Origin of the sequence: Lysinibacillus sp. OF-1 (assembly GCF_028356935.1) — a bacterium.
Taxonomy (GTDB): Bacteria; Bacillota; Bacilli; order Bacillales_A; family Planococcaceae; genus Lysinibacillus; species Lysinibacillus fusiformis_D.
The window spans coordinates 3,020,698-3,047,295 of record NZ_CP102798.1 but is presented as its reverse complement, the minus strand read 5'-3'; the positions used below and the strand labels follow the sequence as shown (position 1 = coordinate 3,047,295).

Annotated in this window: 25 protein-coding genes; 23 read left to right on the top strand and 2 right to left on the bottom strand. The window is 38.3% G+C overall.

The features are described 5' to 3' along the window. The first annotated feature begins 217 nt into the window (after window positions 1-217). The 12 genes from NV349_RS14785 (at window position 218) to recO (ending at window position 11,195) form a co-directional block, all read left to right on the top strand. Complete coding sequence (locus tag NV349_RS14785; protein ID WP_058844756.1) at window positions 218-1,546, top strand: NfeD family protein; 1,329 nt, start codon at window positions 218-220, stop codon at window positions 1,544-1,546. Window positions 1,547-1,549: 3 nt separating this feature from the next. Continuing rightward, window positions 1,550-2,554: a flotillin-like protein FloA gene (gene floA, locus NV349_RS14780; RefSeq protein ID WP_036121665.1), complete on the top strand. Its 1,005-nt coding sequence runs from the start codon at window positions 1,550-1,552 to the stop codon at window positions 2,552-2,554. A 25-nt stretch (window positions 2,555-2,579) separates the two neighbouring features. Further along, window positions 2,580-3,059, top strand: a complete 480-nt coding sequence (locus NV349_RS14775; RefSeq protein WP_271910346.1) for a hypothetical protein — start codon at window positions 2,580-2,582, stop codon at window positions 3,057-3,059. 54 nt (window positions 3,060-3,113) lie between these two features. Continuing rightward, complete coding sequence (locus NV349_RS14770) at window positions 3,114-3,362, top strand: hypothetical protein (protein WP_036121657.1); 249 nt, start codon at window positions 3,114-3,116, stop codon at window positions 3,360-3,362. Window position 3,363: 1 nt separating this feature from the next. After that, window positions 3,364-4,476: a sporulation protein YqfD gene (locus NV349_RS14765; protein WP_036121654.1), complete on the top strand. Its 1,113-nt coding sequence runs from the start codon at window positions 3,364-3,366 to the stop codon at window positions 4,474-4,476. A gap of 2 nt (window positions 4,477-4,478) precedes the next feature. After that, the gene (locus NV349_RS14760) at window positions 4,479-5,435 is read left to right on the top strand and encodes a PhoH family protein (protein WP_036121651.1); all 957 of its coding nucleotides are present in this window, start codon (window positions 4,479-4,481) and stop codon (window positions 5,433-5,435) included. A 404-nt stretch (window positions 5,436-5,839) separates the two neighbouring features. Then, window positions 5,840-7,960: an HD family phosphohydrolase gene (locus NV349_RS14755; protein ID WP_058844758.1), complete on the top strand. Its 2,121-nt coding sequence runs from the start codon at window positions 5,840-5,842 to the stop codon at window positions 7,958-7,960. Window positions 7,961-7,968: 8 nt separating this feature from the next. Beyond that, window positions 7,969-8,442: an rRNA maturation RNase YbeY gene (gene ybeY / locus NV349_RS14750; RefSeq protein WP_036120532.1), complete on the top strand. Its 474-nt coding sequence runs from the start codon at window positions 7,969-7,971 to the stop codon at window positions 8,440-8,442. Then, window positions 8,443-8,793: a diacylglycerol kinase family protein gene (locus tag NV349_RS14745; RefSeq protein WP_036120529.1), complete on the top strand. Its 351-nt coding sequence runs from the start codon at window positions 8,443-8,445 to the stop codon at window positions 8,791-8,793. 58 nt (window positions 8,794-8,851) lie between these two features. Next, window positions 8,852-9,265 (top strand): cytidine deaminase, encoded by a 414-nt coding sequence (locus NV349_RS14740; RefSeq protein ID WP_080717050.1) that lies wholly within the window; start codon window positions 8,852-8,854, stop codon window positions 9,263-9,265. Further along, a complete protein-coding gene (era, locus tag NV349_RS14735; protein WP_036120526.1) occupies window positions 9,252-10,169 on the top strand; it encodes a GTPase Era in 918 nt (305 codons plus the stop codon). Before NV349_RS14740 ends, era begins: the two co-directional genes overlap by 14 nt. A gap of 240 nt (window positions 10,170-10,409) precedes the next feature. Next, complete coding sequence (recO, locus tag NV349_RS14730; protein ID WP_036120522.1) at window positions 10,410-11,195, top strand: DNA repair protein RecO; 786 nt, start codon at window positions 10,410-10,412, stop codon at window positions 11,193-11,195. 36 nt (window positions 11,196-11,231) lie between these two features. Here the strand turns inward: recO and NV349_RS14725 are convergent, their stop codons facing one another. Next, entirely contained in the window at window positions 11,232-12,620 is a 1,389-nt protein-coding gene (locus NV349_RS14725; protein WP_271910345.1) for an S-layer homology domain-containing protein, read from the bottom strand. A 1,055-nt stretch (window positions 12,621-13,675) separates the two neighbouring features. Here NV349_RS14725 and NV349_RS14720 point away from each other — a divergent pair. Further along, window positions 13,676-15,394, top strand: a complete 1,719-nt coding sequence (locus NV349_RS14720; RefSeq protein ID WP_089933549.1) for an HD-GYP domain-containing protein — start codon at window positions 13,676-13,678, stop codon at window positions 15,392-15,394. A 50-nt stretch (window positions 15,395-15,444) separates the two neighbouring features. Here the strand turns inward: NV349_RS14720 and NV349_RS14715 are convergent, their stop codons facing one another. After that, entirely contained in the window at window positions 15,445-16,830 is a 1,386-nt protein-coding gene (locus NV349_RS14715) for a glycine--tRNA ligase (protein WP_036120515.1), read from the bottom strand. 429 nt (window positions 16,831-17,259) lie between these two features. Between NV349_RS14715 and NV349_RS14710 the strand changes: the two genes are divergently transcribed. The 10 genes from NV349_RS14710 to NV349_RS14665 all read left to right on the top strand — a co-directional run bounded on the left by NV349_RS14710 (window position 17,260) and on the right by NV349_RS14665 (window position 26,495). Next, window positions 17,260-17,892: a transcriptional regulator CcpN gene (locus NV349_RS14710; RefSeq protein WP_036120509.1), complete on the top strand. Its 633-nt coding sequence runs from the start codon at window positions 17,260-17,262 to the stop codon at window positions 17,890-17,892. 17 nt (window positions 17,893-17,909) lie between these two features. Then, on the top strand, window positions 17,910-18,722 hold the full coding sequence (locus NV349_RS14705) for a pyruvate, water dikinase regulatory protein (RefSeq protein WP_036120506.1): 813 nt from the start codon (window positions 17,910-17,912) through the stop codon (window positions 18,720-18,722). A gap of 205 nt (window positions 18,723-18,927) precedes the next feature. Then, window positions 18,928-20,760: a DNA primase gene (gene dnaG, locus NV349_RS14700; RefSeq protein ID WP_080717049.1), complete on the top strand. Its 1,833-nt coding sequence runs from the start codon at window positions 18,928-18,930 to the stop codon at window positions 20,758-20,760. Between the two features lie 32 nt (window positions 20,761-20,792). Continuing rightward, entirely contained in the window at window positions 20,793-21,920 is a 1,128-nt protein-coding gene (gene rpoD, locus NV349_RS14695; RefSeq protein WP_004227165.1) for an RNA polymerase sigma factor RpoD, read from the top strand. Between the two features lie 233 nt (window positions 21,921-22,153). Then, window positions 22,154-22,720: a hypothetical protein gene (locus NV349_RS14690; protein WP_036120498.1), complete on the top strand. Its 567-nt coding sequence runs from the start codon at window positions 22,154-22,156 to the stop codon at window positions 22,718-22,720. Between the two features lie 340 nt (window positions 22,721-23,060). Beyond that, the gene (cccA, locus tag NV349_RS14685) at window positions 23,061-23,420 is read left to right on the top strand and encodes a cytochrome c550 (RefSeq protein ID WP_036120495.1); all 360 of its coding nucleotides are present in this window, start codon (window positions 23,061-23,063) and stop codon (window positions 23,418-23,420) included. 163 nt (window positions 23,421-23,583) lie between these two features. Further along, window positions 23,584-24,276: a tRNA (adenine(22)-N(1))-methyltransferase gene (locus NV349_RS14680; protein ID WP_271910344.1), complete on the top strand. Its 693-nt coding sequence runs from the start codon at window positions 23,584-23,586 to the stop codon at window positions 24,274-24,276. 1 nt (window position 24,277) lies between these two features. Continuing rightward, window positions 24,278-25,399, top strand: a complete 1,122-nt coding sequence (locus NV349_RS14675) for a Nif3-like dinuclear metal center hexameric protein (protein WP_036120488.1) — start codon at window positions 24,278-24,280, stop codon at window positions 25,397-25,399. A 15-nt stretch (window positions 25,400-25,414) separates the two neighbouring features. Beyond that, the gene (locus NV349_RS14670; protein WP_036120485.1) at window positions 25,415-25,639 is read left to right on the top strand and encodes a hypothetical protein; all 225 of its coding nucleotides are present in this window, start codon (window positions 25,415-25,417) and stop codon (window positions 25,637-25,639) included. Between the two features lie 607 nt (window positions 25,640-26,246). Continuing rightward, window positions 26,247-26,495, top strand: a complete 249-nt coding sequence (locus NV349_RS14665; protein ID WP_036125412.1) for a DUF2164 domain-containing protein — start codon at window positions 26,247-26,249, stop codon at window positions 26,493-26,495. Window positions 26,496-26,598: the final 103 nt, after the last annotated feature.

Sequence of the window (26,598 nt, the reverse complement as noted above, 5' to 3'; positions counted from 1 at the left end):
TGATTTCAGGTATTTTACATTGCTCACGCTTACGTACATATGAAAAAGCCGAATGATATCTTATTGATTCATTCGGCTTTTTTTGTAGCATACTAAGTGTCAATCATTCAAAGGAAATGAATCTTAAATAAACTTAAAAAATTTTAAGATTTGTGAAACTTTTCGCATGATTGACCGTATATACAAGGGAGAAGCATGTTAGAAGGGAGGGAAAAAGATGCGAAGACGGAGAATCCTCAGCTATTTACTAGTAATATGGATGACTTTTTTGTTAGCGTTTCCATTAACGTCAGCTTTTGCAAGTAGTAAGGTCTACCATGTTCCAATTCATAATGAAGTAGAGCGAGGGCTTCATGCATTTTTAGAACGAGCTTTTAAAGAGGCTGAAGAAAACTATGCAGAGGCGATTATCTTAGATATACATACGCCTGGCGGATTTGTGAATGCTGCAAGTGATATCGCCATGCTTATGGATGCAACGGAGATACGTACAATTGCTTATATTAATAAGGATGCGCATTCAGCTGGTGCTTTTTTAGCCTTACATGCGGATGAGATTTACATGGTGCCGAATGGAACAATCGGTGCAGCAGCGGTCATTGATTCAGCAGGTAATGCAGCAGATTTAAAAGCTAATAGTGCCTGGCTTGCTCAAATGCAGGCAGCGGCAGAAACATCAGGTCGCGATCCTAAGTATGCATTAGCAATGGCAGATACCAACTATGAACTACCAGAATACCGTGCTGGCGGAAAGAATTTGTTAACCTTATCTGCTTCGGAGGCATTGGAGGTTCGCTATTCTGAAGGAACGGTTAAAAATTTTCAGGAGCTTTTAGCGAAAACAAACCTTAAGGGTAGTGATATTATTCCCATCGAACCAACATTTTCTGAAAAATTGGCTCGTTTTATTACAAATCCAATCATTGTACCCATTTTATTGTCTATCGCAAGTTTAGGGCTGGTAATGGAGCTATATTCGCCAGGATTTGGCGTTCCGGGTATAATGGGGCTATCAGCTCTTGGTTTATTTTTCTTTGGACATATGGTTGCAGGCTTCGCTGGTTATGAAACATTATTGTTATTTATAGTTGGTTTAGCTCTTGTAATTGCAGAGTTTTTTGTCCCCGGAGGAATTGTGGGAATTTTAGGTGGCGTGCTCATATTACTAAGTCTGATACTGGCAGGTGCAAATATGATGCAAATGATAGTAGCAATTCTCATTGCGCTTGTGATAGCGATGATAGGAATGGTGATTCTGATGAAATTTTTCGGAAAAAAAATGCATGTCTTAAACAGGCTCGTGTTAATGGATGCAACTACGACAGAAGAAGGGTATGTGTCCAATGTCAATCGCACAGAACTGTTAGGAAAAATTGGGAAAACGCTTACACCACTACGTCCATCAGGTACAATGGTACTTGGTAGTGAACGCATTGATATTGTATCAGAAGGTGGCTATATCGATGCCAATCAACATGTAGAAATTATTAAAGTTGAAGGCTCACGTATTGTTGTGAGACAAACAGATAAAGAGATGGAGGAATAGAAAATGGGTTTTGATTTAGCTTTAATTGGTCCAATTGCTGGACTGGTTATTTTATTCATTGTTCTTGCGGTATTCTTTACCTTTGTACCGGTAGCACTGTGGATTTCTGCATTAGCAGCAGGCGTTCGTGTTAGTATTTTCACATTAATTGGGATGCGTTTACGTCGAGTTATCCCTTCTCGAATTGTCAATCCGTTGATTAAAGCACATAAAGCAGGTTTACCTGTTACGATTAATCAGTTAGAGAGTCACTATTTAGCAGGTGGTAATGTTGACCGTGTTGTCAATGCATTAATTGCAGCTCACCGTGCCAATATTGAACTATCTTTTGAACGTTGTGCAGCGATTGATTTAGCTGGTCGAGATGTATTAGAAGCGGTTCAAATGTCTGTTAATCCAAAAGTTATTGAAACACCATTTATTTCAGGTGTAGCAATGAACGGGATTGAAGTTAAAGCAAAGGCACGTATTACAGTGCGTGCAAATATCGAGCGTTTAGTCGGTGGTGCTGGTGAAGAAACAGTTATTGCCCGTGTTGGTGAAGGGATTGTTTCGACAATCGGTTCGGCTGTGCACCATACAGAAGTATTAGAAAATCCTGATATGATTTCACAAACAGTATTATCAAAAGGTTTGGACTCAGGAACAGCCTTTGAAATCTTATCCATTGATATTGCCGACGTAGATATCGGTAAAAACATCGGTGCAGAATTACAGATTGAACAAGCACAGGCGGATAAAAACATTGCTCAGGCAAAAGCTGAAGAACGCCGTGCAATGGCTGTAGCGAATGAGCAGGAAATGATTGCCCGTGTTCAAGAAATGAAGGCGAAAGTAGTAGAGGCTGAAGCAGAAGTACCACAGGCTATGGCTGAAGCATTACGTTCTGGTAATCTTGGCATTATGGATTACATGAATTATCGTAACATTCAAGCGGATACGGCGATGCGCGACTCGATTTCAAAAGTAAGCACTGATAAGCCAGACACGAATGATCCAAATGCTTAAAAACGGAAAGGAGCGGAACTAACATATGGAACAATTAATAATTCTTGCCTTAATTGCCATAGCCAGCTCTATTTTCGGAAAATCAAAAAATAAAAAGCCTCAGAAACAGATGCCTCCTTTTAATAAAGATACAGCGGCAGAGCCTCCAGTTATGGCGGAAACAACGCCGCATCGTGCAGGGAGAGCGCAAAGTTTTGAAGATTTTGCACGAGAGTTTATTGGTGATTGGATTCCTGAAAATGAGAAAGCCGAAGAGCCTAAAAAGTTGGTCGAGGAACAGGTGAAGCAGGAAATACCGAGCTATATGGCCCCGCCAGTTATGCCAACGGATGTTCCTAGTCGTACTTCTATTCGAGAAAGTAGAGGACGTCTAGCTGCTGGGAAAAAAGAGGTGCAAACTGTCGGTACTCCATCGGCTTTTCAATTACCTCAATCGAAAAACGATCTTATGCAAGCGATCGTAATGGCTGAAATATTAGGACCACCTAAAGCAAAAAGAAAATAACTAGCATGTCCTCCTTTTTCGATGCATATATTGCCGAAGAAGGAGGCATTTTTTATGAAAAAATTATTTCAATTAACGCCACTACTCGAATTGTTAGAATACGAATCATTAAAAATTATTGGACCTTATCGGTTTATCCATGCAGATGCTACGACCTGTTCGTTTGTTTATGCAGATTATCATATTACTGTCAATGCAGATTCCGTGAAGATTAATGCTCTAAAAGAAGAAATGCTTCATCTCTCTGTTGATAATCTACAGGAGCTTCAGATGAAAAAGGCAAAGAATATGGATGTGAGCTAAAATGTGGAATAATCGGCCTATCATTATACGTATAAAGCGCCATGAAAATGTTCATCCTTTTATTCAAGCATTGCACGCCCAGCATGTTCCGTTAAAGCGTGTAGTCTTTCGTGAGCAAGAAGTTTCCTTTGAAACAACTATGCATTACTTACCAAAAATTCGCCGTGCTCGAAGACAGTTTCGTTTGAAAATGGCTGTTTTTTATGCAGATGAGCTGCAAGTTTTCCGAGCACAGCTTTGGACTTTGCTTGGCTTAACCTTGATGATTGTCATTCCTATTATCTGCGCACAAGTCATTTGGCGAGTGGACATTGAGGCAGCGACACCCGAACTGGAGCAGCGGCTAGGCAAAACCTTTCAAGAGACCTTTCAACTAGAAACACCGCTCTCTAAAAAAAGTTTACCTTCCAATACCATCATACGTCAAAAGCTGTTAGAGCAACATCGAGAGCTATCATGGGTGCATATTGATAAACATGGCGGACGAGTAATACTGAGACCTCAGGAATCACCGAAGCAAACAGAGCAATCGAATGACAAATTAGCTTCGCATTTAGTCGCAACGAAAAGTGGTGTCATTACTCATTTTAATATACAAAATGGTGAACGGAAGATTTCAATAAATGATACAGCCTATGAGGGAGACGTCCTTGTGAGTGGTGTTATTGAAAGTGGTACAGATCAAGTTTATGTTGGGGCTAAGGGAGAGGTATTTGCAGACTATTGGCTTGAATGCTCGTTCAAAATCCCAACAACGATTACAATGGAAACTGTGCAGCAAAAGCAGTGGCGAGTATTGCTAAAGGGGATACACAAAGAAAAAGTAGATTATGTACAAAAGAAGGATTTACCGAATTGGTTAGACCCCTATGTTTCGATTGTAGAGGAACAACAGACAAATACGATGCAAGTGGAGCTTGATGAATCGAAAATAGAGTCATTGCTAATCCCTCTACTGCATGAAAAAGTGTTACGTTCGTTACCTGCAAAAACAATGATCAAGAAAGAAAACCTTTTACAGGCAAAGTGGGGGAATGGTACAGTTGAAGGGAAAGTTCTATTTTTAGTCAATGAAAACATTGCAAGTCCAATACAAGGCCTACAAGGAGAATGATTATGTCAGAACAGTTAACTGTATTACAGGTGGATAATCCAAACGAAGCGGTTATGCTACTCGGTATTTCAGATGCAAATATGAAATTAGTCGAAGAAGCACTAAATGTTCATATCATTACGCGCGGTGAGCAAATTCAGCTGGCTGGTGAAGAAAATGCTAAGGAGCAGGCAACCTTACTTCTGCATGCACTATTGAAGGTCATTCGCAAAGGAATTAATATTGATCAACGGGATGTTACAACAGCGATTGAAATGATACAAAAAGGCACGATTGAATATTTTGCAGAACTTTATGATGAAGAAATAGCACGCACGACGAAAGGCAAGCCAATCCGTGCAAAAACAATTGGTCAACGAGAATACATACAAGCAATCCGTCATAAAGACGTTGTTTTTGGTATTGGTCCAGCCGGTACTGGGAAAACGTATTTAGCGGTAGTCATGGCAACACAGGCACTTAAAAATGGGCATGTAAAGCGAATTATTTTAACTCGCCCTGCTGTTGAAGCAGGAGAGTCTCTAGGATTTCTGCCAGGAGATTTAAAGGAAAAGGTAGATCCTTATCTTAGACCTCTCTACGACGCTTTAAACGACATTTACGGGGCTGAACAAACACAAAGACTGATTGAACGCGGAACAATAGAAATCGCGCCATTAGCTTATATGCGTGGTCGTACATTAGATGATGCCTTTGTTATTTTGGATGAGGCTCAAAATACAACACATCAGCAAATGAAAATGTTTTTAACACGTCTAGGCTTCGGTTCTAAAATGGTCATTACAGGTGATAAAACGCAAATTGACCTACCTAAAAATACGGAATCTGGCTTGATTGTAGCAGAGCGTACATTAAAATATGTAAAATCCATACATTTCCAAGTATTAGAACAAGGCGATGTCGTACGCCACCCAATCGTAGCCAAAATCATCCAAGCCTACGAAGAACAGCAACTTTAGAATTGCGAAGCAATTCTAAAGTCTGCCCCGTAAGCGAAGCGTCAGGGGCAACGAGGTTTAAAAAGTCTGCCCCGCAAGCGAAGCGCCAGGGGCAACAAGGTTTAAAAAGTCTGCCCCGCAAGCGAAGCGCCAGGGGCAACAAGGTTTAAAAAGTCTGCCCCGTAAGCGAAGCGTCAGGGGCAACGAGGTTTAAAAAATCTGCCCGGCAAGCGAAGCGCCAGATGTGATAGTGTTTTAAAATCATCATTACAAAGCAAATAGCTAAACTACGAAATTAATCAAAATATGGGAAAAAATGTGACGGCTATGCAAAATTGTATAGCTGTTTTTTGCTTTCTTATACATTTTTCGAGAAAAATGTATGTTGAATTGGTATGATAGTAGGTAGATAGAGGAGGTGCCAAATGGAGAAACAACTTCGAAAATTTACAGAGCTTATCGGTTTTCGCTACTTTATTATCATCATTCTCATTTTAACAGGCGGCCTACAGTTTGCGTTTATGTATGGCAATGTTAAGGGAGTTACATATGATTTCAAACCACTACAGCTTGCGCCTGAAACCGTACGATCTACCAAAACGATTGAAGACACTTATAAGACGCAGCTAGAGCGGGAAAAAGCCGCCAATGCAGTGGATTCAGTCTATCAATTTTCGGAGGATGTCGCCAAGCAAAGAGCAGCGATTGTAACATCATTGTTTGATTATGTACTAGAAGTGAAAAAGGATGTTGCAAACAGTAAGGAACCTATACCTATTGCCGATCAAGTTGCACAGCTTCGCAAAAAATTCGAATCAATAGATGAAGACCAGATGCCATTAATCTTTACAGATTCACAGTTGGAAGGTCTGTTAGTGCAAAGTGATGAAGATTTAAACAGAACTAGTACGCAATTATCCAAATTTGTAGAGGACTATTTACAAAAGTCTATCCGACCTGAAAATGTCTTTGTTGCTCAAAATGATTTTGAGACAAAGATTCGAGGGCAACGAGGGTATCCTGATAAAATATTCAATACAGTCGTGTTAATAGGGCGTACAAGTATTATTGAAAATGAAACAATTAACGAAGACCAAACGAAAATTCGCAAAGAGCAGGCGAAGGAAAGCGTCGAGCCGACACGAATCTTACAAGGACAAATCATTGTGCAGGAAGGTCAAATTATTGATAATGAGGCTTACCGACAATTAGAGCTATTGGGTATGGTAAGTAATAAAGCATCCTTGAAGCCAATTGCTGGACTTATTATTTTAACGCTACTGCAAATGATGTTTATGTATATTTTATTTGAGCGTTGGGATGCTGACGAACGAAAAAAACGCAATGCCTTATTAGTGACAGTGATTGTTTATACGTTGTCAATCCTGCTCATGAAATTTATTAGCTTAGTGTCTGGTGGCTTTGATGTAACGATTGCCTTTCTGTTCCCGACGGCATTAGCTACAATGCTTGTACGATTATTAGCGGATGAACGAGCAGCTGTGCTCATTACCGTTATGACCGCAGCCTCAGCAGGTGTTATTTTTCAAGAAGGCTATTCATCTGTTATGCAAATGGAAATTACGTTGTATATTATTTTTGGAGGGCTTGCAAGCCTGTTCTTTTTGCGCAGTGTGGAAAAACGCTCACATATTTTACATGCAGTTGGTGTGATTTCCCTTGTCAACATGGCATTTATCGCCTTTTATTTACTCATGACACAATCATCCTACGGCTTGCCAGAATTAGTGTTTTACTTGATTGCAGCTATGTTATCTGCCTTGCTTTCAGGGGCATTAACAATGGGACTTTTACCATTCTTTGAGTCAGCATTTAGCTTATTATCGTCGCTGCGTTTAATTGAGCTATCCAATCCTAATCATCCTTTATTAAAAAAATTACTAATGGAAGCACCAGGGACATATCATCATAGTGTAATGGTAGCGAATTTAGCAGAAGCTGCCTGTGAAGAAATTGGTGCAGATGGTTTACTAGCGCGTGTTGGTTGTTATTATCATGATATAGGTAAAACAAAGCGTCCTGCCTTTTTCATTGAAAATCAAATGTCAGGTATTAATCCGCATGATTCTTTACCGCCTGAGACAAGTGCAGAAATTATTATCGCCCATACAACAGATGGAGCCGACATGTTAAAACGCTATAAAATGCCGCAAGAAATTATCGATATCGCTTTACAACATCATGGTACAAGTTTATTAAAGTTCTTCTTGTTTAAAGCGAAGGAACAAGGAAAAAGCATTGATGAGGCAAAGCTCCGTTATCCAGGTCCAAAACCACAAACTAAGGAAGCAGCGGTTATTAGTGTTGCTGACAGTGTTGAGGCAGCAGTTCGTTCAATGAAAGAGCCGAATGCTGAAAAAATTCATAAGCTAGTACGAGCGATCATTGATGATCGTGTACAGGATAATCAGTTTGATGAATGCGATATTTCGATAAAAGAGTTAAAATGTATAGAGAGAGTTCTTTGTGAAACGTTGAATGGTATTTTCCACTCACGTATTGAATATCCAAAGGCAGATAAGTAGGAGGATCTATGATTTTAACAATTGATTTTACAGATGAAACAAATGAAGTGGCTACACCACATACAGAGCTTGTTGAAAAGCTTTTACAGCATGCAGCGAGTATTGAAAATATTGAGCCAGAAACTGAGGTTTCAGTGACGTTTGTAACGAATGAGACGATTCAAGATATTAACCGTGAGTATCGTGGCAAGGATCAGCCTACAGATGTCATTTCCTTTGCGTTAGAGGAGCTAGGGGAAGGGGAAATCGAGGTAACTTTTGAAGGAATGCCACGTGTACTAGGTGATATTATCATTTCTACAGACCGTGCCAAAGAGCAGGCTGAGGAATACAATCATTCCTTTGAACGAGAATTAGGTTTTTTAGCTGTACATGGCTTTTTACATTTGCTTGGTTATGACCATATGGAGCCAGAAGAAGAGAAAAAAATGTTTACAAAGCAAGATGAAATTTTACAAACTTTCGGCTTAGGGCGAGACTAAATGGATTTGCGCAAATACTTGCGATCTTTTGGCTATGCATTGGAAGGCATTATCACAGCAAGTAAAGAACAAAATTTAAAATCACATATAATTAGTGCAATCATTGTTATAATGGCTGGTTATTGGACAGGTTTATCTCGTATGGAATGGTATATTGTGCTACTATTAATAGCACTAATGTTTGCGCTGGAAATGATCAATACAGCTATCGAACGGGCGGTTGATTTAGCTTCCCCAGAGATACATCCACTTGCTAAGCAGGCGAAAGATATTGCGGCAGGTGCAGTGCTTGTATTTGCGCTATTCAGTGCTATAATCGGATTACTCATCTTTCTGCCAAAATGGTTTTAATGGAAATGAGTGTCTTCTTAATGAAAATAAACCATAATGTGAGGGAGAATTTGTATAGATGACAGTGGATATGCAAGGATTATTAGAGGAATCAAAAAAAGCACGTGAAAAAGCCTATGTTCCATACTCGAAATTTAAAGTAGGTGCAGCTCTTTTAACAAAAGAGGGAGAGGTCATTCACGGCTGCAATATTGAAAATGCAGGCTATAGTATGACGAATTGTGCGGAGCGTACAGCGTTCTTTAAAGCTGTATCAGAGGGCATTTATGAATTCGAAGCCATTGCCATTGTTGCTGATACGGACGGGCCATGCGCACCGTGTGGAGCATGTCGTCAGGTAATGATGGAGTTTTGTGCGCCAACTATGCCTGTTTATTTAACGAACTTAAAAGGTGATGTGACGGTAACGTCGGTAGGCGAATTACTACCGTTTGCATTTACGACGGAGGATTTAGAGAATGCAGGAAACTAACAATGGCTACAAGTCAGGCTTTATCTCCATTATTGGTCGTCCAAATGTAGGAAAATCGACATTTTTAAATCGTGTCATTGGCCAAAAAATTGCGATCATGAGTGATAAGCCACAAACAACACGAAATAAAGTACAAGGTGTACTGACAACAGATGATAGCCAAATGGTTTTTATTGATACACCAGGTATTCACAAACCAAAACATAAACTAGGCGATTTCATGCTGAAAGTTTCTAAAAATACATTGCGTGAAGTGGATGTTATTATGTTTATGGTCAATGCTGAGCAAAAACTTGGTAAAGGCGATGAATTCATTTTAGAATTGTTGGCGGGGAATCCGACGCCTGTCTTTTTGGTCATCAATAAAATTGATGCCATTCATCCAGACGAATTAATAGGGATTATTGAGAACTATAAAGAGCGCTATAATTTTGCAGAAATTGTACCGATTTCAGCACTACAAGGGAATAATGTAGAAAATTTATTAGCGACGTTAGCAAAATATTTACCAGAAGGACCACAATATTACCCAGCAGATCAAGTGACGGATCATCCTGAGCGATTTATCATCTCAGAGCTGATACGCGAAAAAGTTTTACATTTAACACGTGAAGAAATTCCCCACTCGATTGCAGTGGTGATTGATAAAATTCGCCGTGATGAAGAAAATGCTGACAAAATTCATGTGGCCGCGACGATTATTGTGGAGCGCGATTCTCAAAAAGGCATTGTCATTGGGAAACGTGGAGCCTTGCTGAAAGAAGTAGGGACACGTGCACGAAAGGATATTGAAATGCTGTTAGGCTCAAAAGTCTATTTAGAGCTATGGGTTAAGGTACAAAAAGATTGGCGTAATAAATCTACACATTTACGCGATTTTGGATTCCGTGATGATGAATATTAAGCTGTTGTGATCCTAATCCAGCAGTGTTTATCGGGTGAATTTCTTAGCAGATGTTCAAACGCCTGCTGAATTAAAAATATAGACTTCAGCAGATGTTATAGATTGCCTCCTGGAGGTCTTTTTTCAAATCGTCTGCTCAGTAAAATCTGAGTGTAATTGAGAGGTATTACTTTGAGCTGTCCAAAGCATTTTGGATAGCTCTCTTTTCTTGGATAGCTCTTTTAGGAAAGGAGGAGAACTATGCTTCATAAATGGGAAGGTATTGTATTAAAGGTACGTGCTTATGGGGAATCCAATAAAATTGTCACTCTGCTAACACGAGAAGCTGGCAAAGTGGCTACAATGGCTAGGGGGGCAAAAAAGCCTTCTAGTCGATTGGCGTCCGTCACACAACCCTTTACCTATGGCATGTTTATGGTGCAACATCATACTGGTATGGGGACATTACAACAAGGAGAGCATTTGAACTCGATGCGTCATATTCGTGAAGATATTATGGCCACTGCCTATGCTAGCTATATCATGGAACTGGTGGAACGTGTCGTGGAAGAAGGGAAACCAGAGCCATTTGCTTTTGATGTATTATTACACGCATTACAAGCAATTGAGGAAGGCTATGATCCCGAAGCTATCACACTATTTGTTGAGTGGAAAATGTTACCCTATACAGGTGTGCAACCTATTTTACATGCCTGTGCTGCGTGTGGTGCTGTCGATGGGGAATTTGCTTTTTCCTTTGCACAAGGAGGGTTTTTATGTCATCGCTGTTATCAGTATGACCCCTATATCATTCGTTTAACACCAACACAACTGAAGCTTATACGTATGTTTTATACTGTTCCAATCGATCAAATCGGAAAAATAGAGCTAAAAAAAGAAACAAAATATTTCATCAAAAAAATTATTACAACCATCTATGAAGAACAAACAGGTATCCGCTTTAAGACGAAAAAATTTATTGAGCAACTAGAGCGAACGCCTGAATTGCAAATACGATCTAAAAATGAAATGCCAGAAGACTCATAATGTTCTTCTGGCATTTTGTGCTATTAAAAAATTATTTCAGATATCAAATTCATATAGAAAAGCCCATTGTCCAGCAATTTTTTTACTTTCCACATAGAGATAGACTGTTTCCTCGTTTTTACCTGTTAGATGAAGAATGGCAATACCTTCTGTTTTTGGTGTAACATGTAGTTGTCCATTAAGAATAGTTGCTTTTACAGGCGCTGGCTCAAAGTCAAAAACTTCAAGAGCTACACTAGCTGGCTCGAAAGGTAATACTGGCGTTGATAGTGTTAATTCGTCAGTTAAATGGTACAAATCAATACCGCGAACAAAGTCATAGGCATACACATCAGCCGCCATCTTTTGTTGCTGTGTCCCATCTGAAAATGTAACAATGAACTGTCCATTTTTCGAGATAGTTAATGTTTGATCATTCTGATTAAAGCTGTATAAATTCGATGCAAGTGCCTGCCCGTTCATATTTTGAACTGTTACCTCAGTTGGCACGAATGGTAAATTACTTTCTGCTAAATCAAGTGGTGAATTTTCTGTATAATCCTCTTCCTTTACTTCCTCAAGCGTTACCTTCAGCTTTCCATTGACATTTTTTACATGAACTAAATAAAAAATAGTTGTAAAGTCCTCTGAATCATCAGTAAATCCAGTAATCACTAATTTGCCCGTACCTTCTTTTATAGGGGTAATCGTGATAGACTCTGTCATATCTTCCTCTTCAGTCCATGTGAAAATATCCTCTGCTGGCTCAAGACCACCATAAGACGCAAAGATATAGTCCTGTTTAAATTGACTTGCATAAACGGTTGCATTGCTTAACATTTTTTCAGCACGTACAACGAAGGCAGCCAATTGGGAACGCTTCACAGGACTCTTTGGACCGTATGTAGTGGCTGACGTTCCTTTTGTAATGCCATTGGCAAATAAAGCTTTAATATGAGGTTCGAATTCAGTTCCTTTTTTGACATCTGTAAATGGCAATTGTGTATTACTTGGACTCGTTAATCCAAAGCCCTTAGCAATCATTTTTGACATTTGTTCGCGTGTAATATTTTGATTTGGGTAGAAGTAACCATTTGCCCCATTAATTATTCCTGCATTGGCTAATGCGGCAATCGCTCCGTAATTTTCATCGCCAGGTTTAATGTCCTTAAATTGAGGATTTTTTACATGAACTGTATCTAATTTTAAAATACCTGCTAAAATTTTCGCAGCCTGTGTGCGTGTAATGGGGTTTGCAGGTTTAAACGTTCCGTCCATATAGCCAGAAATAATGCCACGCTCTGCTAACTGAATGATAGCTTTTCCTTCTTCAGTGGATGAATTAACATCAGGAAAAAATGCTGCATATGCTGGTGGTGCGATAACAATCGCACTTGTTGCTAAGGCAGATGCCATGGCTAGTTGAAATAAACGTTGAGACTTCAATTGAATTCCTCCAAATAGTACAATATAAAATTTTATAGTATGAATGTTTCGTTCAGACCTTCCTATGTATCAGTTCAAACTTCCGGACGATTGAATGTTAAAAAGGGGTGTGTCTTTAGCATGTTAATTATTCATTATTTAACAGCTAATACTAACTATAATACCTTATTTATACCAAAAAGTTGGAACTGCGAATAGAGGAAATATCATCCTTGAGCGTGACATTACTGGTAATTAAATGTTTAACAGCAACGAAAAAACTTGATTTGCCTCTTGAACTATACATCTATATGGAGAGAGTTGGATAGGTCAATAGTAGCATTGTTGGTTATACTTTAAGGGAATGAGAGGCGGATTGTAAATGAATAAAATTTCAATTTTTACAAATTAAAATGATTATAGAAAATTAGTTTTATATAATAAAGTTATGATTGTGAAATTTGAGTAAAGGGTCTATTTGACTTTTTATTAATTTTTATTTCGATGATAAATGAAAAATAATAGGTAAAAGGTTTTGTGTTTTTCTTTAGTTTTCAATATATTAATAGTAGAAACCGATCACTTGAGTCCCATATACTAGTTGAAAAGGTATTTTAACCTATGATATTGTAATAAATATAGATAATCGTATTTATATTTTAAAAATATAATTTAGTCGTTTCATCCCCATCGACACAAATGTACGCTAGATCAATTTAGACATGCCTATGAAATGGAAGCCTCTATCAGCAAAACGTATTTTATCTTGATTCAGCAAATGTTTTTTTGTATCAAAAGCACAACATTAGGTACAAAAGCCTCCCTCTCTATAGGGAAAAATAAATGCTTGTTTTGCTTTTTTTAACGGGTGTTTAAACACTGGTTGAATCAAGATAAAGCCTCCGCTAGATGTCACGGTTTTAAAAAAGAAGCTTTTCAAGCAAGCTTGGAAAAATCAGGACATATTCATCTGTGCGAAAGCGAGGAGTCATTGATACGTTATCAGAATAACGCAGTCCTATGGAAGAAGGAGGGAGTCACATAGTGCTTAGTACATTGCGTATGTGGCAGAAAATATGCTACGAAAAGTAACCTTAAGTATTCAGGAAGTTGAAGCGAATGATATATTAGCTGAAGATATTTTCTCAGACTATCGTCTATTAGCTAAAAAAGATTTAGTTTTAACGGAGCGAATTATTGCCTTACTTAAACTTCGAAAAGTAGATGAATTGTCAGTCTATTTACCATCTGATTCAGTTCGAGTTGTTCATGATTTAAGTATTCAACGAACAAGAGAATATGAAGATTTATTTGCTCCATTAATTGAAAAAACTGAACCAGTAGATGAATATAAAGAAACGGTAAGTCAGCTTTTTATGACAACGTTGGAGAATGTTGTGCATGAATTACGATATGGACAAATACTGAAAAGCATGCAAGATACGGCTTATGTACGTGGTGTTTTTGAAAAAATTTTAGAAAAAAAACATCGCTATGAGCTACTTATGCGCTTAAAGGAATGGGATGAATATTCATTTGTCCACTCATTTGATGTATTTGTGTTAGGGACAATCTTTGCTAGATATCTAGGTTTAACGGATATTGAAACATTAGCAAGAGGTTATTTATTCCACGATATTGGGAAGGTCTTTATACCGCAGGAAATATTAAATTTAAAGCGCAAACTCTCTGAAGATGAGTTTGAAATCGTCAAAACACATACAACAAAAGGTTATGACTTACTAATAGAATATCAGGAGGAAGACATTGCCTATTTAGCGAGAGATCATCATGAACGCTTTGCAGGGAAGGGCTATCCAAATCAACTTTGTGCAGATGAAATGAGTGACGGTGTGCAATTATTACAAATTATTGATGTGTATTCAGCCATGACATCGAAAAGAGTCTACCATGTTGGCTACGGTGCTACAGATGCATTAGCTGTTTTATACAGGGATCGTCATTTATATAATGAGAACTTTATGCATAAGTTTGTTGAATGTTTAGGCATTTACCCAGTCAACTCGGTTGTTATGCTATCGGATAATCGTAGTGCACAAGTAGAGCTAGTTTATGATTTATTTCCGACATTACCAAAGGTGAGGTTGCTAGATGAGCAAAAATCTATGAACTTGCCTTTAAACTATAGTGTGAAAATTACGAAGATGATTGACTACAGGGCGAATAGCTTCGAAGAGATTTTTAACTTATTTGTGGAGCAATTAATCCGCTGTGATGAGAATAATCTGAGAATTCATTTTAGTAAATTAATTGATCATTTACATCCTAAAGAAATTGTCTTAAAAATTTTCTTACCAGCGTTTCGTATACTACGTTTGCTAACACGAGAAATACAAACAGATATGACGAAATATAGAAATTCTATTAGTATCTTAAAAAAGCTATTAGAAGAGCAATTAAATGTATTATATATGGATTATCAGCATGAACAAACGACCATTTTAGTGGTGGAGTCTTCCTTACGTGAAAATTTCTTCATTAAACTTGTGCAAAGTATTTTGTATATCGATAAAATAGTACCTTTCTTTATCAATCCAGGTGATGATCAACGTATTACACAATTGATGGGGCATTGTGATGTCAATGTCGCCTATTTTATTGAAGAGGAACAAACTGTTGACAAACGAGTTCGTCCAATGCGAGAAGGTGCCTTTCTTTATTATTCATTAGCTGATATTGAAGAGATACTAGTGAGCTTAGTAGGGATGAGCATGAAAAAGTTTTCATTCGAGGAAAAAATGCAAGAGCGCTTATTTTCCACATATAAAGCATAAAAAGAGGGAGTTGCCAGACTGGCTACTCCCTCTTTTGTTCAGCAAAACGATTAGAATTGAAGATGTTTTTCGATATATGCTTTTACTTCTGCAATTGGCATACGAACTTGCGTCATAGAATCGCGATGACGTACTGTTACTTGGCCATCCTCTTTTGAGTCAAAATCGTATGTGATACAGAATGGTGTACCAATTTCATCCTGACGGCGGTAACGTTTACCGATTGATTGTGATTCATCAAAATCAACAGGGAACGCTTTGCGGAGCTCTGCCCAAACATCTGCCGCTTCATCAGATAATTTTTTAGAAAGCGGTAGAACAGCAGCTTTAAATGGTGCTAGTGCAGGGTGGAAACGTAAAACTGTACGTTTATCGTCACCTTCTAGCTCTTCTTCATCATAGGCATCACATAGGAATGCTAATGTGACACGGTCAGCCCCTAAAGATGGCTCAATACAATAAGGAACATAACGTTCGTTTGATACAGGATCGATATAAGTGAAATCTTCACCTGAGTGTTCCATATGTTGTTTTAAGTCATAATCTGTACGATCAGCTACGCCCCAAAGCTCTCCCCAACCGAATGGGAATTTGAATTCGATATCTGTTGTAGCATTTGAGTAGTGAGATAGCTCATCATCTTCATGGTCGCGAAGACGCATAGATTCTTCTTTCATGCCTAAGTTTAGTAACCAATTTTTACAGAATTCTTTCCAATAGGCGTGCCATTGGAGATCTTCGCCAGGTTTGCAGAAGAATTCTAGCTCCATTTGCTCGAATTCACGTGTACGGAATGTGAAGTTACCAGGTGTAATTTCGTTACGGAAAGATTTACCGATTTGTGCGATACCAAATGGTGTACGTTTACGCATAGAACGTTGAACGTTTTTGAAGTTCACGAAAATACCTTGTGCCGTTTCGGGACGTAAATAAATTTCGTTTGTAGAAGATTCCGTCACACCTTGGAACGTTTTAAACATTAGGTTGAATTGACGAATATCTGTAAAATCCGCTTTTCCGCAATCCGGACATACTACGTCATATTTAATCATTGTTTCTTTCATTTGATCGAATGTCATACCATCCACAATGATTTCATCGCCTTTTGCTAATGCAGCATCCTCGATAATTTTATCTGCGCGATGACGAGCCTTACATGATTTACAGTCGATCATTGGGTCGTTGAAGTTACCAACATGACCAGAAGCAACCCATGCTTTTGGGTTCATTAAGATCGCAGCATCAATACCTACATTGTGTTCTGATTCTTGAACGAATTTTTGCCACCATGCTTTTTTTATATTGTTTTTTAATTCGACACCTAGTGGACCGTAATCCCAAGTGTTTGCTAAACCACCATAGATTTCAGAACCAGGGAAGACAAAGCCTCGATGTTTTGCTAATGATACGATGGTTTCCATTGATTTGTTAGCCATAAAAATAGCCTCCTTCTAAGTTTTTCTTATTGTTCTTTTAGCGGTAAAACGCTAAAGTTATTTCATCTAGTAGTAACTAAATGAAAATAGCACCCGTCTCCGGGCACAATGCATGCCCAGGGACGAGTGCTAAGACCCGCGGTTCCACCCTGATTGTTTTAAACGAATGTTTAAAACCTCTTTTCAAAAAGTTAGCTCAAGGAGTGCCTTTTCTCTGTTGCTGTGTAGACTTTCACCATCTTCTACTCGCTATTGAATGGAACAGATACTTTTTTCCCATCATCGCCTGTATAACGCAATTTTGCTCGAAAATACAGATAGAGCAAGCGTATGTGTCAATATTGTAGCATGCAGTTCTTTAATTCGCAATAATTATTAAAATAGTATATAATAATTGAGCATAAGTATAACACTATTAGATTTGAGGCGGTGAGTCCAATCGAACTCAATAAACGTCAGGAAGACATTTTACAGATTGTGAAAGAAAATGGCCCTATTACCGGGGAACATATTGCGGAACGTCTCAATCTGACACGAGCAACTTTAAGACCAGATTTAGCGATTCTAACGATGGCAGGATTTTTAGATGCGAGACCAAGAGTTGGTTATTTTTATTCAGGTAAAAAAACATCCATTAATTTATTGGATAGTATTCACAATTTAAAAGTGAAAGACTTTCATTCAGGTCCTGTCGTGGTCCCGGAAACAATGACGGTTTATGATGCAATTTGCTTTATGTTTTCAGAAGATGTTGGTACACTCTTTGTCGTAGATAAGAATGAGTTTTTGACAGGCGTACTATCTCGCAAAGATTTACTACGTACAAGTATTGGTACGCAGGATTTAAATAAAATTCCAGTACATATTATTATGACACGTATGCCAAATATTTCGTACTGTGAAAGATCAGATTCATTAGTTGTTGCAGCGAACAAGCTTATTGAACGAGAAGTTGATTCGCTACCAGTAGTTGAACCACAGGAGGGTGGTTTAACCATAGTAGGTCGTCTTACAAAAACAACGATTACACGAGCTTTCTTATCTCTTGCACAAAACGTCTAAATTAGAAGGAGAGCTGCATGAAAAAACTACGCGTATTTGTTGTATCTGATTCTGTCGGCGAAACTGGTGATCAAGTTGCCAAAGCGGTTATTAGCCAGTTCCGACCGGGTTTAGAAAATACTGTGATTCGTCGGTTTCCTCACATTCAGTCCGAGGAGCTAATCCGTAAAATTGTTTTCCTTGCAGCCCAACAACGAGCATTTATCGTCTATACATTAGTTCGTCAAGAAATGCGTAAATTATTACATGATTTATGTGAGCAAGAAAAAATTCAGGCAGTAGATATTTTAGGACCAGCCTTACAAACTATGGCAACCTTTATGGAAGAAAACCCATTAGAAACGCCAGGGATTGTTCATATGTTGGATGATGATTATTTTAAAAAAATTGAAGCCATTGAATTTGCGGTAAAATATGATGATGGCAGAGATCCACGTGGGTTATTACAGGCTGATATCGTACTCGTAGGCGTATCAAGAACATCCAAAACACCACTTTCACAGTATTTAGCCCATAAAAAATATAAGGTGGCAAATGTTCCTTTAGTACCAGAGGTAGAGCCACCGGAAGAGCTTTTACAAATAGATCCGAAAAAATGCTTTGGCTTAATCATTTCACCTGAAAAGTTAAACTTTATCAGAAGAGAAAGATTAATGTCACTCGGATTAAATGATGATGCTATCTATGCACAACATGAACGGATTTTAGATGAGATACAACATTTTGAAAAAATTGTCGGTAAAATAGGTTGTCAAGTTATTGATGTGACTAATAAAGCTGTCGAAGAGACTGCAAATACGATCATTGAACATATTTTTACTCGTAAATAAGATGGAAATTTAAACCACCTCGGTTAGTAGAGGCGGTTTTTTTGAGTGTATTTTGAAAATAGTATAGATAAAAACTAATTTTTGTTTTATAATAATAAAATTGTGGTAAAAATATTTATAAGAGAAAAATCCTAATTTTTTGTCGAGAAATAAAGGAATTTTAAAACGAATAGCGAATTGTGTTTCTAGAACGCAAATATTAAAGATGGTGATGGATTTGGCAGGGAAGATTCCAGAAGAAGTAATTGAACAGATTCGTACACAATCGGATATCGTTGATGTGATTAGTGAATACATGCAGCTGACCAAGCGTGGGCGAAATTGGTTTGGCCTCTGTCCATTTCATGGAGAGCAAACACCGTCTTTTTCTGTATCAACAGACAAGCAAATCTTTCATTGCTTTGGTTGTGGTGCAGGGGGGAATGCTATTACTTTTGTAATGGATATAGAAGGCATTTCTTTTCCTGATGCCGTTGTGAAACTTGGGGAACGTGCTGGCATACACTTAGATGTTGAGCCAAGCTTTCCAGAGGGAACAAAAAAGATATCTAAAGCAGAAGAAAGGATGAAAGAAGCACACGCTTTTGCAGCAGATTTTTTTCATCATCTACTGTTGAATACAGAGGATGGCGAAGAACCTTTAAATTATTTGCTAGAAAGAGGATTTACAAGGGAACTTATAGAATCTAATAACATTGGTTGGTCTCTCCCAAGCTTTGAAGCATTAACAATATTGCTTGAAAGAAAAGGTTATAACTTACAAGAAATTGCGGAAAGTGGCCTCATCATTAAGCGAGAGGGAGAAGAACGCTACTTTGATCGCTTTAGAGGACGTATTATGTTTCCGATTCGAGATGAGAATGGTAAAATTATTGCCTTCTCAGGTCGAATACTTACATCAACTGGTGAAGAAGCGAAATATTTAAATAGTCCAGAATCACCAATATTTCAAAAAAGTGAAGTGCTTTATAACCTAGATAAAGCACGAACTTCTATCAGAAAAAATCGTCAAGTAGTATTGATGGAAGGTTTTATGGATGTTTTAGCGGCCAACTCTGTAGGTGTCATGAATGTGGTTGCGACAATGGGAACTTCGCTAACAAATCAGCATATCACAAAGCTAAAACGCTTAGTAGAGCAAATTACGATTTGCTATGATGGTGATAATGCTGGATTTGATGCAGCGAAACGAGCGGCGCAATTACTGCATACGGAGCGCATGAAAGTCGATATTGCTGTATTGCCAGAAAAATTAGATCCTGATGAATACATTCACTCTTTAGGTGGACAAGCATTTAAGGAACAAATTTTGGAAAATCCTCATGCGTATATTGCTTTTATGATGATGCATGCTAGACGCAATAAGAACTTTCAATTTGAAAATGATACGCTTCAGTATATTCAAGAAGTCCTTGAACAACTAGTAGGGAGATCCTCACCAGTTGAACGAGATTTGTATATACGACAGTTATCAAATGAAACCAATATATCGGAAGAAGCCATTTATGCTCAATTCCGAAAGTTGGAGGCTAATCAGGTACGTTCTGCAAAATCAGAAATGCCTACACAGATGCCTTCAATGCCAGTCACGCAGCAGCAAAAGCCTATGGACGCAGCCGAACGTGCCGAACGTTTATTACTGGCTCATATGCTTCATAATATAGATGTAGTGGACAGGGTATTACGTAGTGAGCAAAAGGAGCCATTTGTACGAGATGCTTATATGGCTGTTTTTGTTCGCTTAGTAGGGTTTTATGAGGAATATGGTCATCCTGATTATCAACGCTTTGTGGAAATTTTGGATGACGCTGAATTACGAAAAATTGTCATGGAAGCAGCTTTAGTTGAGCGAGATCCTGATCAAGCAGAGGCAGAGGTAATGGACTCCATCCGTCAGCTTCAAAAATATAGAATTGAGCAAGAAATTTATCAAAAGATGCATGAGTCAAAGGAAGCGGAGAAGATGCATGAGTATGCACGTGCACTTGAAATCGCCCAACAGATTATTCATTTAAGAAAATCGTTATCGGCGATTTAACCCGATTCGGTTGTTTAGAAGGAGGAAGGTTTATGGCGGACAAGTCAGAACGTTCAAAAGAGATAGAAGTAGAAATTACATTAGATGATGCAAAAAAATTCCTACAAGAAAAAGCGAAAACAGAAGGTGAAATTTCGATGAAAGAAATTTCAGAGAAACTAACACCTTATGAATTGGAAAATGAAGAAATTTTCCATTTTGCTGAGGATCTTGAAAAGCATAAAGACATTCAAATCATTGGAAAAGAAGAATTTGAAGAAGAAAGTCTAATGAAAGAAGAAGCAAATGAAGAAACTTTCGACTTAAACGATTTGAGTGTACCACCAGGTGTTAAAATAAATGACCCTGTACGTATGTATTTAAAAGAAATTGGCCGAGTAGATTTACTATCTGCTGAGCAGGAAATTGCACTTGCAGAGCGTATTGAGCAAGGAGACGAGGAAGCACGTAAACGTTTAGCAGAGGCGAACTTACGTTTAGTTGTATCGATTGCAAAACGTTATGTTGGTCGTGGTATGCTATTCCTTGATTTAATCCAAGAAGGGAATATGGGTCTGATTAAGGCTGTTGAAAAATTCGATTACCGTAAAGGATTTAAATTCTCTACTTACGCTACATGGTGGATTCGTCAGGCAATTACACGCGCGATTGCTGACCAAGCTCGTACGATTCGTATTCCTGTTCATATGGTCGAAACCATTAATAAATTAATACGTGTACAACGTCAACTTTTACAAGATTTGGGTCGTGAGCCTTCTCCAGAAGAAATTGGAGAGGAAATGGATTTAACACCTGAAAAAGTTCGTGAAATTTTAAAAATTGCACAAGAACCAGTATCTCTTGAAACACCAATTGGAGAAGAAGATGATTCACATTTAGGAGACTTTATTGAGGATTCTGAAGCACAATCTCCATCTGACCATGCAGCCTATGAACTGTTAAAAGAGCAATTAGAAGATGTACTAGATACGTTAACAGACCGTGAAGAAAACGTACTTCGTTTACGTTTTGGATTAGATGATGGTCGCACACGTACATTAGAAGAGGTAGGAAAAGTCTTTGGCGTAACTCGTGAGCGTATTCGTCAAATCGAGGCGAAAGCATTAAGAAAATTACGTCATCCTTCTCGCAGTAAACGTTTAAAAGATTTCTTAGAATAAATTTAAATAGATGGAGCTATCCGACTAGTGTAAATATACCTAGTTGGGATAGCTCCTTTTTTATATACTGAAAAGGTAATAAGCCCCGCTACTCGACTTTCTTATTTTCGACAATAATAGATAATTAGAATGAAGGAAATGAAAGATTTGCGACTTTATACAGATGTGTTTTCCAAAATTGTGAGATAAAATTGTAATACAACCATTATTAAGCAATGTTTGGAGCTATCATTATGACAAATCCTCGAAAGAAAATAATCCTTAATGAAATTTTATTTTGGAAGCAAAATAAACTTTTACCAGAGCACTATTGTGACTTTTTAGCAGCTCTTTATACAGAAGGGGCTGATATAGAGGAGTTAGAGCCAGTGCAACATCCTAAACAAGCGATTTTGCCATCAGAAAAAAGAAAAATGGTCCTATTAGTAGTGGGTCTATGTATCGCCATCATGGCTGTTTTGACACTCTATTTTACAATGCAATCTTTGACTTTGATATTAACTGTGGTTGTGGGATTAGGGGCATGCATCTTATTTATTGCTGCATGGCAAATGGCACAAAAAAAACATCTACTGGCGCCTATTTTTCATGTACTGGCAGCCATTCTGCTATTTAGTATGTCTATTCGTATTTGCACTACATATTTTAGTGGAAATAATACGGTTTTGTTTTGTTTGATTGCAGCGAATTGTATAATTTGGCTTTGGTCGGGTATTAAAATGAAACTGCTATATTTCACAGTCTCAGGTGTTTTAGGGTTAGTAGCACTGATTGGATATTATATCATAAATCTATCTTGATACAGCAAATATTATATTGAAATTATTATTACATGAGAATCTGTATGTTGATACAAGACATACAGATTTTTTAATTTTTTGGTATATGTACGTGTGCAAAGGGTATGATAACAACAGAATCGTAATGAAAACAATGGTATGGAAAAGGATAAATATGACCAAATTTTGGGGTTGGCAAGACATATTTTATCCAATAGATACAGAAATGTCGAATTTGTTACAAACAAAGGAAAACTTAGCGAATAGGGCTTTTCGTTTCTTTGTTAATGAAGTACAATATTAGATGTTGACTGATTCTATATTATAATAGAAGTAGACTTAAAATGAGGAGGGGAAACTTATGAAAAACAATCCAGTCGTTCCTTACATCTTAATTCTGGCATTTGGTATTGGTCTTATTTTCTTCATGTCTTTACAAGGTGCAGATAACAAGAAAGAAATTGCTGCTGAACATGAGGGCGGTGGCGAAACTACTGAAACTACAGATGCAAACGATGATGGTGCAGCACTAGTACAATCTTGTATCGGTTGTCACGGTAATGATTTAAGTGGTAGTATGGGTCCAAACCTACATGGCTTAGATGAAGCCCATATCGTTGAAGTTTTAACAAAGGGTATCGAAGGTACTCCAATGCAACCGAACATGAAAACTGAAGAGGAAGCAAAAGCAATCGCTGAATACATTTCTACTTTAGAATAGTATGACTGACAAGTAGCTGTACTGACATAGTACAGCTACTTTTATCTTCAGCTACATAATGAAAATGGGGTTGTCCACAAAAAATGTGGGGCAACTCCATTTGTTTTTTTTCACGACATCATCCATACTATTAATGGACTCTATTGAAGATAGGCGGTATAAAATGAACGCACAAAAACTTTCAAAACGATTAGAAACAGTAGCAAAATTTGTTCCCACAGGAGCTATTATGGCAGATATCGGTAGTGACCATGCCTATCTACCATGCTATTTGGTTCATCAGGGAACTGCTTCTCGTGCCATCGCAGGAGAGGTTGTAAAAGGACCCTATGAATCAGCTGTAGGACAAGTACAAAAGGAAGGCTTAACGGAGAAGATTACCGTACGTCTTGCAGATGGATTAGCAGCGATTGAAATGACTGACCATGTGGACACAGTCACAATTGCTGGGATGGGTGGACCTTTGATTGTTTCCATCCTAGATAAGTATCCTGAAAAGCTTCAAGGTGTCACACGTCTTATTTTACAGCCCAATATTCATGCTAAGGTCATTCGTGAGTGGGCGTTAGCACATCAGTGGGCGATTCTGGATGAAGAGATCTTAGAGGAAGATGATAAAATCTATGAAATCCTTGTATTGCAAAGAGGACAAATGAAGCTATCTACAGCAGAGATTTTATTTGGTCCTAAATTAAGCCAACGCAAATCACCAGCATTTATGAAAAAATGGTTACGCGAAAAAGACAACTGGCAACGAGTGCTACAATCCATTGAAGAGGCAGAACAAACACCTGAAATTGAAGAAAAGCGTGCAGAGTTAATGGCTCTGATACATTTAGTGGAAGGAGTTTTGTAAGATGAAAACCGTGAATGGTCAAGAAATCATTCAAGTGTTCGAAGCATGGTCGCCCAAGAAACTTGCTTGCATGGACAATGATCCAATTGGGTTAGCTATAGGGACACTCAATAAACCTGTCCATAGAGTATTGGTGACGTTAGATGTTAATGATGCTGTTGCAAACGAGGCAATAGAAAAAGGCTGTGAGCTGATTATCGCGCACCATCCACCAATCTTTAGACGTCTGTCGAATATCCGCACAGATCAACCAGCGGGACGCCTATATGAAAAGCTGATTAAACACGATATCGCTGTTTATGCGGCCCATACTAATTTAGATGTAGCTGAAGGTGGGGTCAATGATCTACTAGCAGATGCCCTACAGCTAAAAAATTGTTCCATATTAGAAGAAACGTATGCTGAAAATCTGTTCAAGCTAGCTGTCTTTATACCTACTGCCAATGCAGAAGTATTACGTGAGGCTCTAGCAAAGGCTGGGGCAGGTCGTATTGGTGACTATGAAGCATGCAGTTATACGACGACTGGAGAAGGACGATTCCGTGCATTAGCAGGAGCAAATCCATTCGTTGGCACTATTGATGAATTACATGTGGAGGAAGAGGTAAAGGTCGAGGTCGTATTTCCTGAATCCATCAAAAACCGCGTATTAAAGGCGATGCTTACTAGTCATCCTTATGAGGAACCCGCTTATGATGTGATACGTCTTGAGCAGCAAACTAATGTTATGGGGTTGGGGCGAGTAGGATACTTGCCACAAGAAATGACGCTACAACAATTTGCAGAATTTGTAAAGCAGCAGTTAGAAGTTCCAGCAGTTCGTGTGGTTGGTGATTTACAATCGAAGATTAACAGAGTGGCGCTTGTTGGTGGAGACGGCAATAAATATATTTATGCGGCAAAACGCGCTGGAGCAGATGTTTTCTTAACGGGTGATATGTACTTCCATACAGCACAGGACGCACAAGCCATTGATTTGCAAATTGTAGATCCGGGTCATCATGTAGAAAAGGTGATGATTGCAGGGGTAGCCAAAAAAATGGCTGAACTATGTGAGGATAAAAAATACCATGTTGAATTTGTACAATCAACCATCAATACAGAACCATTTTTATTTGTATAAGCGAGGGGAACAAATGTGGCGAATGATAGACCTGGAGGCAATAAGACGGGTAAGTTATGGATTATAATTGGTTTATTCATTGCTGTTTTTGGCATTGGTATGACGGTGATGACAAATACGATCAATGACAAGAAAATAGATGCGATGACACAGCAATGTGAAAATGATGGTGGACAAGCGATTGTATCAAAGGAAAAAAACTTTTTATCCACTAGCTATTCATTTGAATGTAAACAATAAGATGGTGGCTGAATGCTAGTGGAACTAGTATTCAGCCTATGTTGTTGAAAAAAGGTAATGTCAACGGCAGAATAAGCAATTTTGAAAGGCGAGTATTTGATTTCCATTCCGCCAGCGTCCTTTCCAGGGGGCGTCCGATGAGCCGCTTCACTCACTGCGTTCGCTCCAGCGTCTCCTCTGTGACGCTAAATCCCCTAGGAGTGACGCTGGCTCCACTCCAATCAACCATTCTGCAAAAGATAGCTTCTTATTTTCAATGTGGAGAAGTGATGTGTGACAACACCCCTCCTTAAAAGAGTAGTGAATACCTTCACTTGAACCTTTGCTAAATTTATGGAGTGGAGTGGAAGGCTACTTGGCTCCTGTGGGATAGCGAGACAGGCGAGCCTCTAAACGGAGCGGCTCGGCGCTCGCCCACAGGAAAGCAAGTAGCCTGCAACGGAAATCCTTTTTCACCTTTCACATAAATTCTATGGATGGTTTTGTTTTTCAACACTATGGGCTGAATGCTAGTGGAACTAGTATTCAGCCTTTTTAATAGGCAAAGAATCTATAGGTAGTGATAAGATGGAGGAGAAATCAAAGAATAGGAATGGGGAGATTTGACTTGTTTATTCGATTATCAAAAGATCAGCAAGAAATGATACTGGCTGATATTCAACGGTTTTTCTATAATCAGCGTGATGAAGATATTAGTGAATTTGAAGCAGAGCGTGTATTCGATTTTATCAAGGAACATATTGCTCCTCATATTTATAATGCCGCTCTATCCGATGCCAAATATGTAGTGGAAAGACAATATGCCTCTATTGAGGAGGAATTGGAGGCATTGGAGCAACCTATTAAAATGAAATAATCGCCCCTCTAGTTTAAATAATTGACAGAAAATAAAAAATTATGTTAATTTAATTCTGATTATTCTAGGCTGACAAATTAGTGATGAATAAAGGGGTATGTTC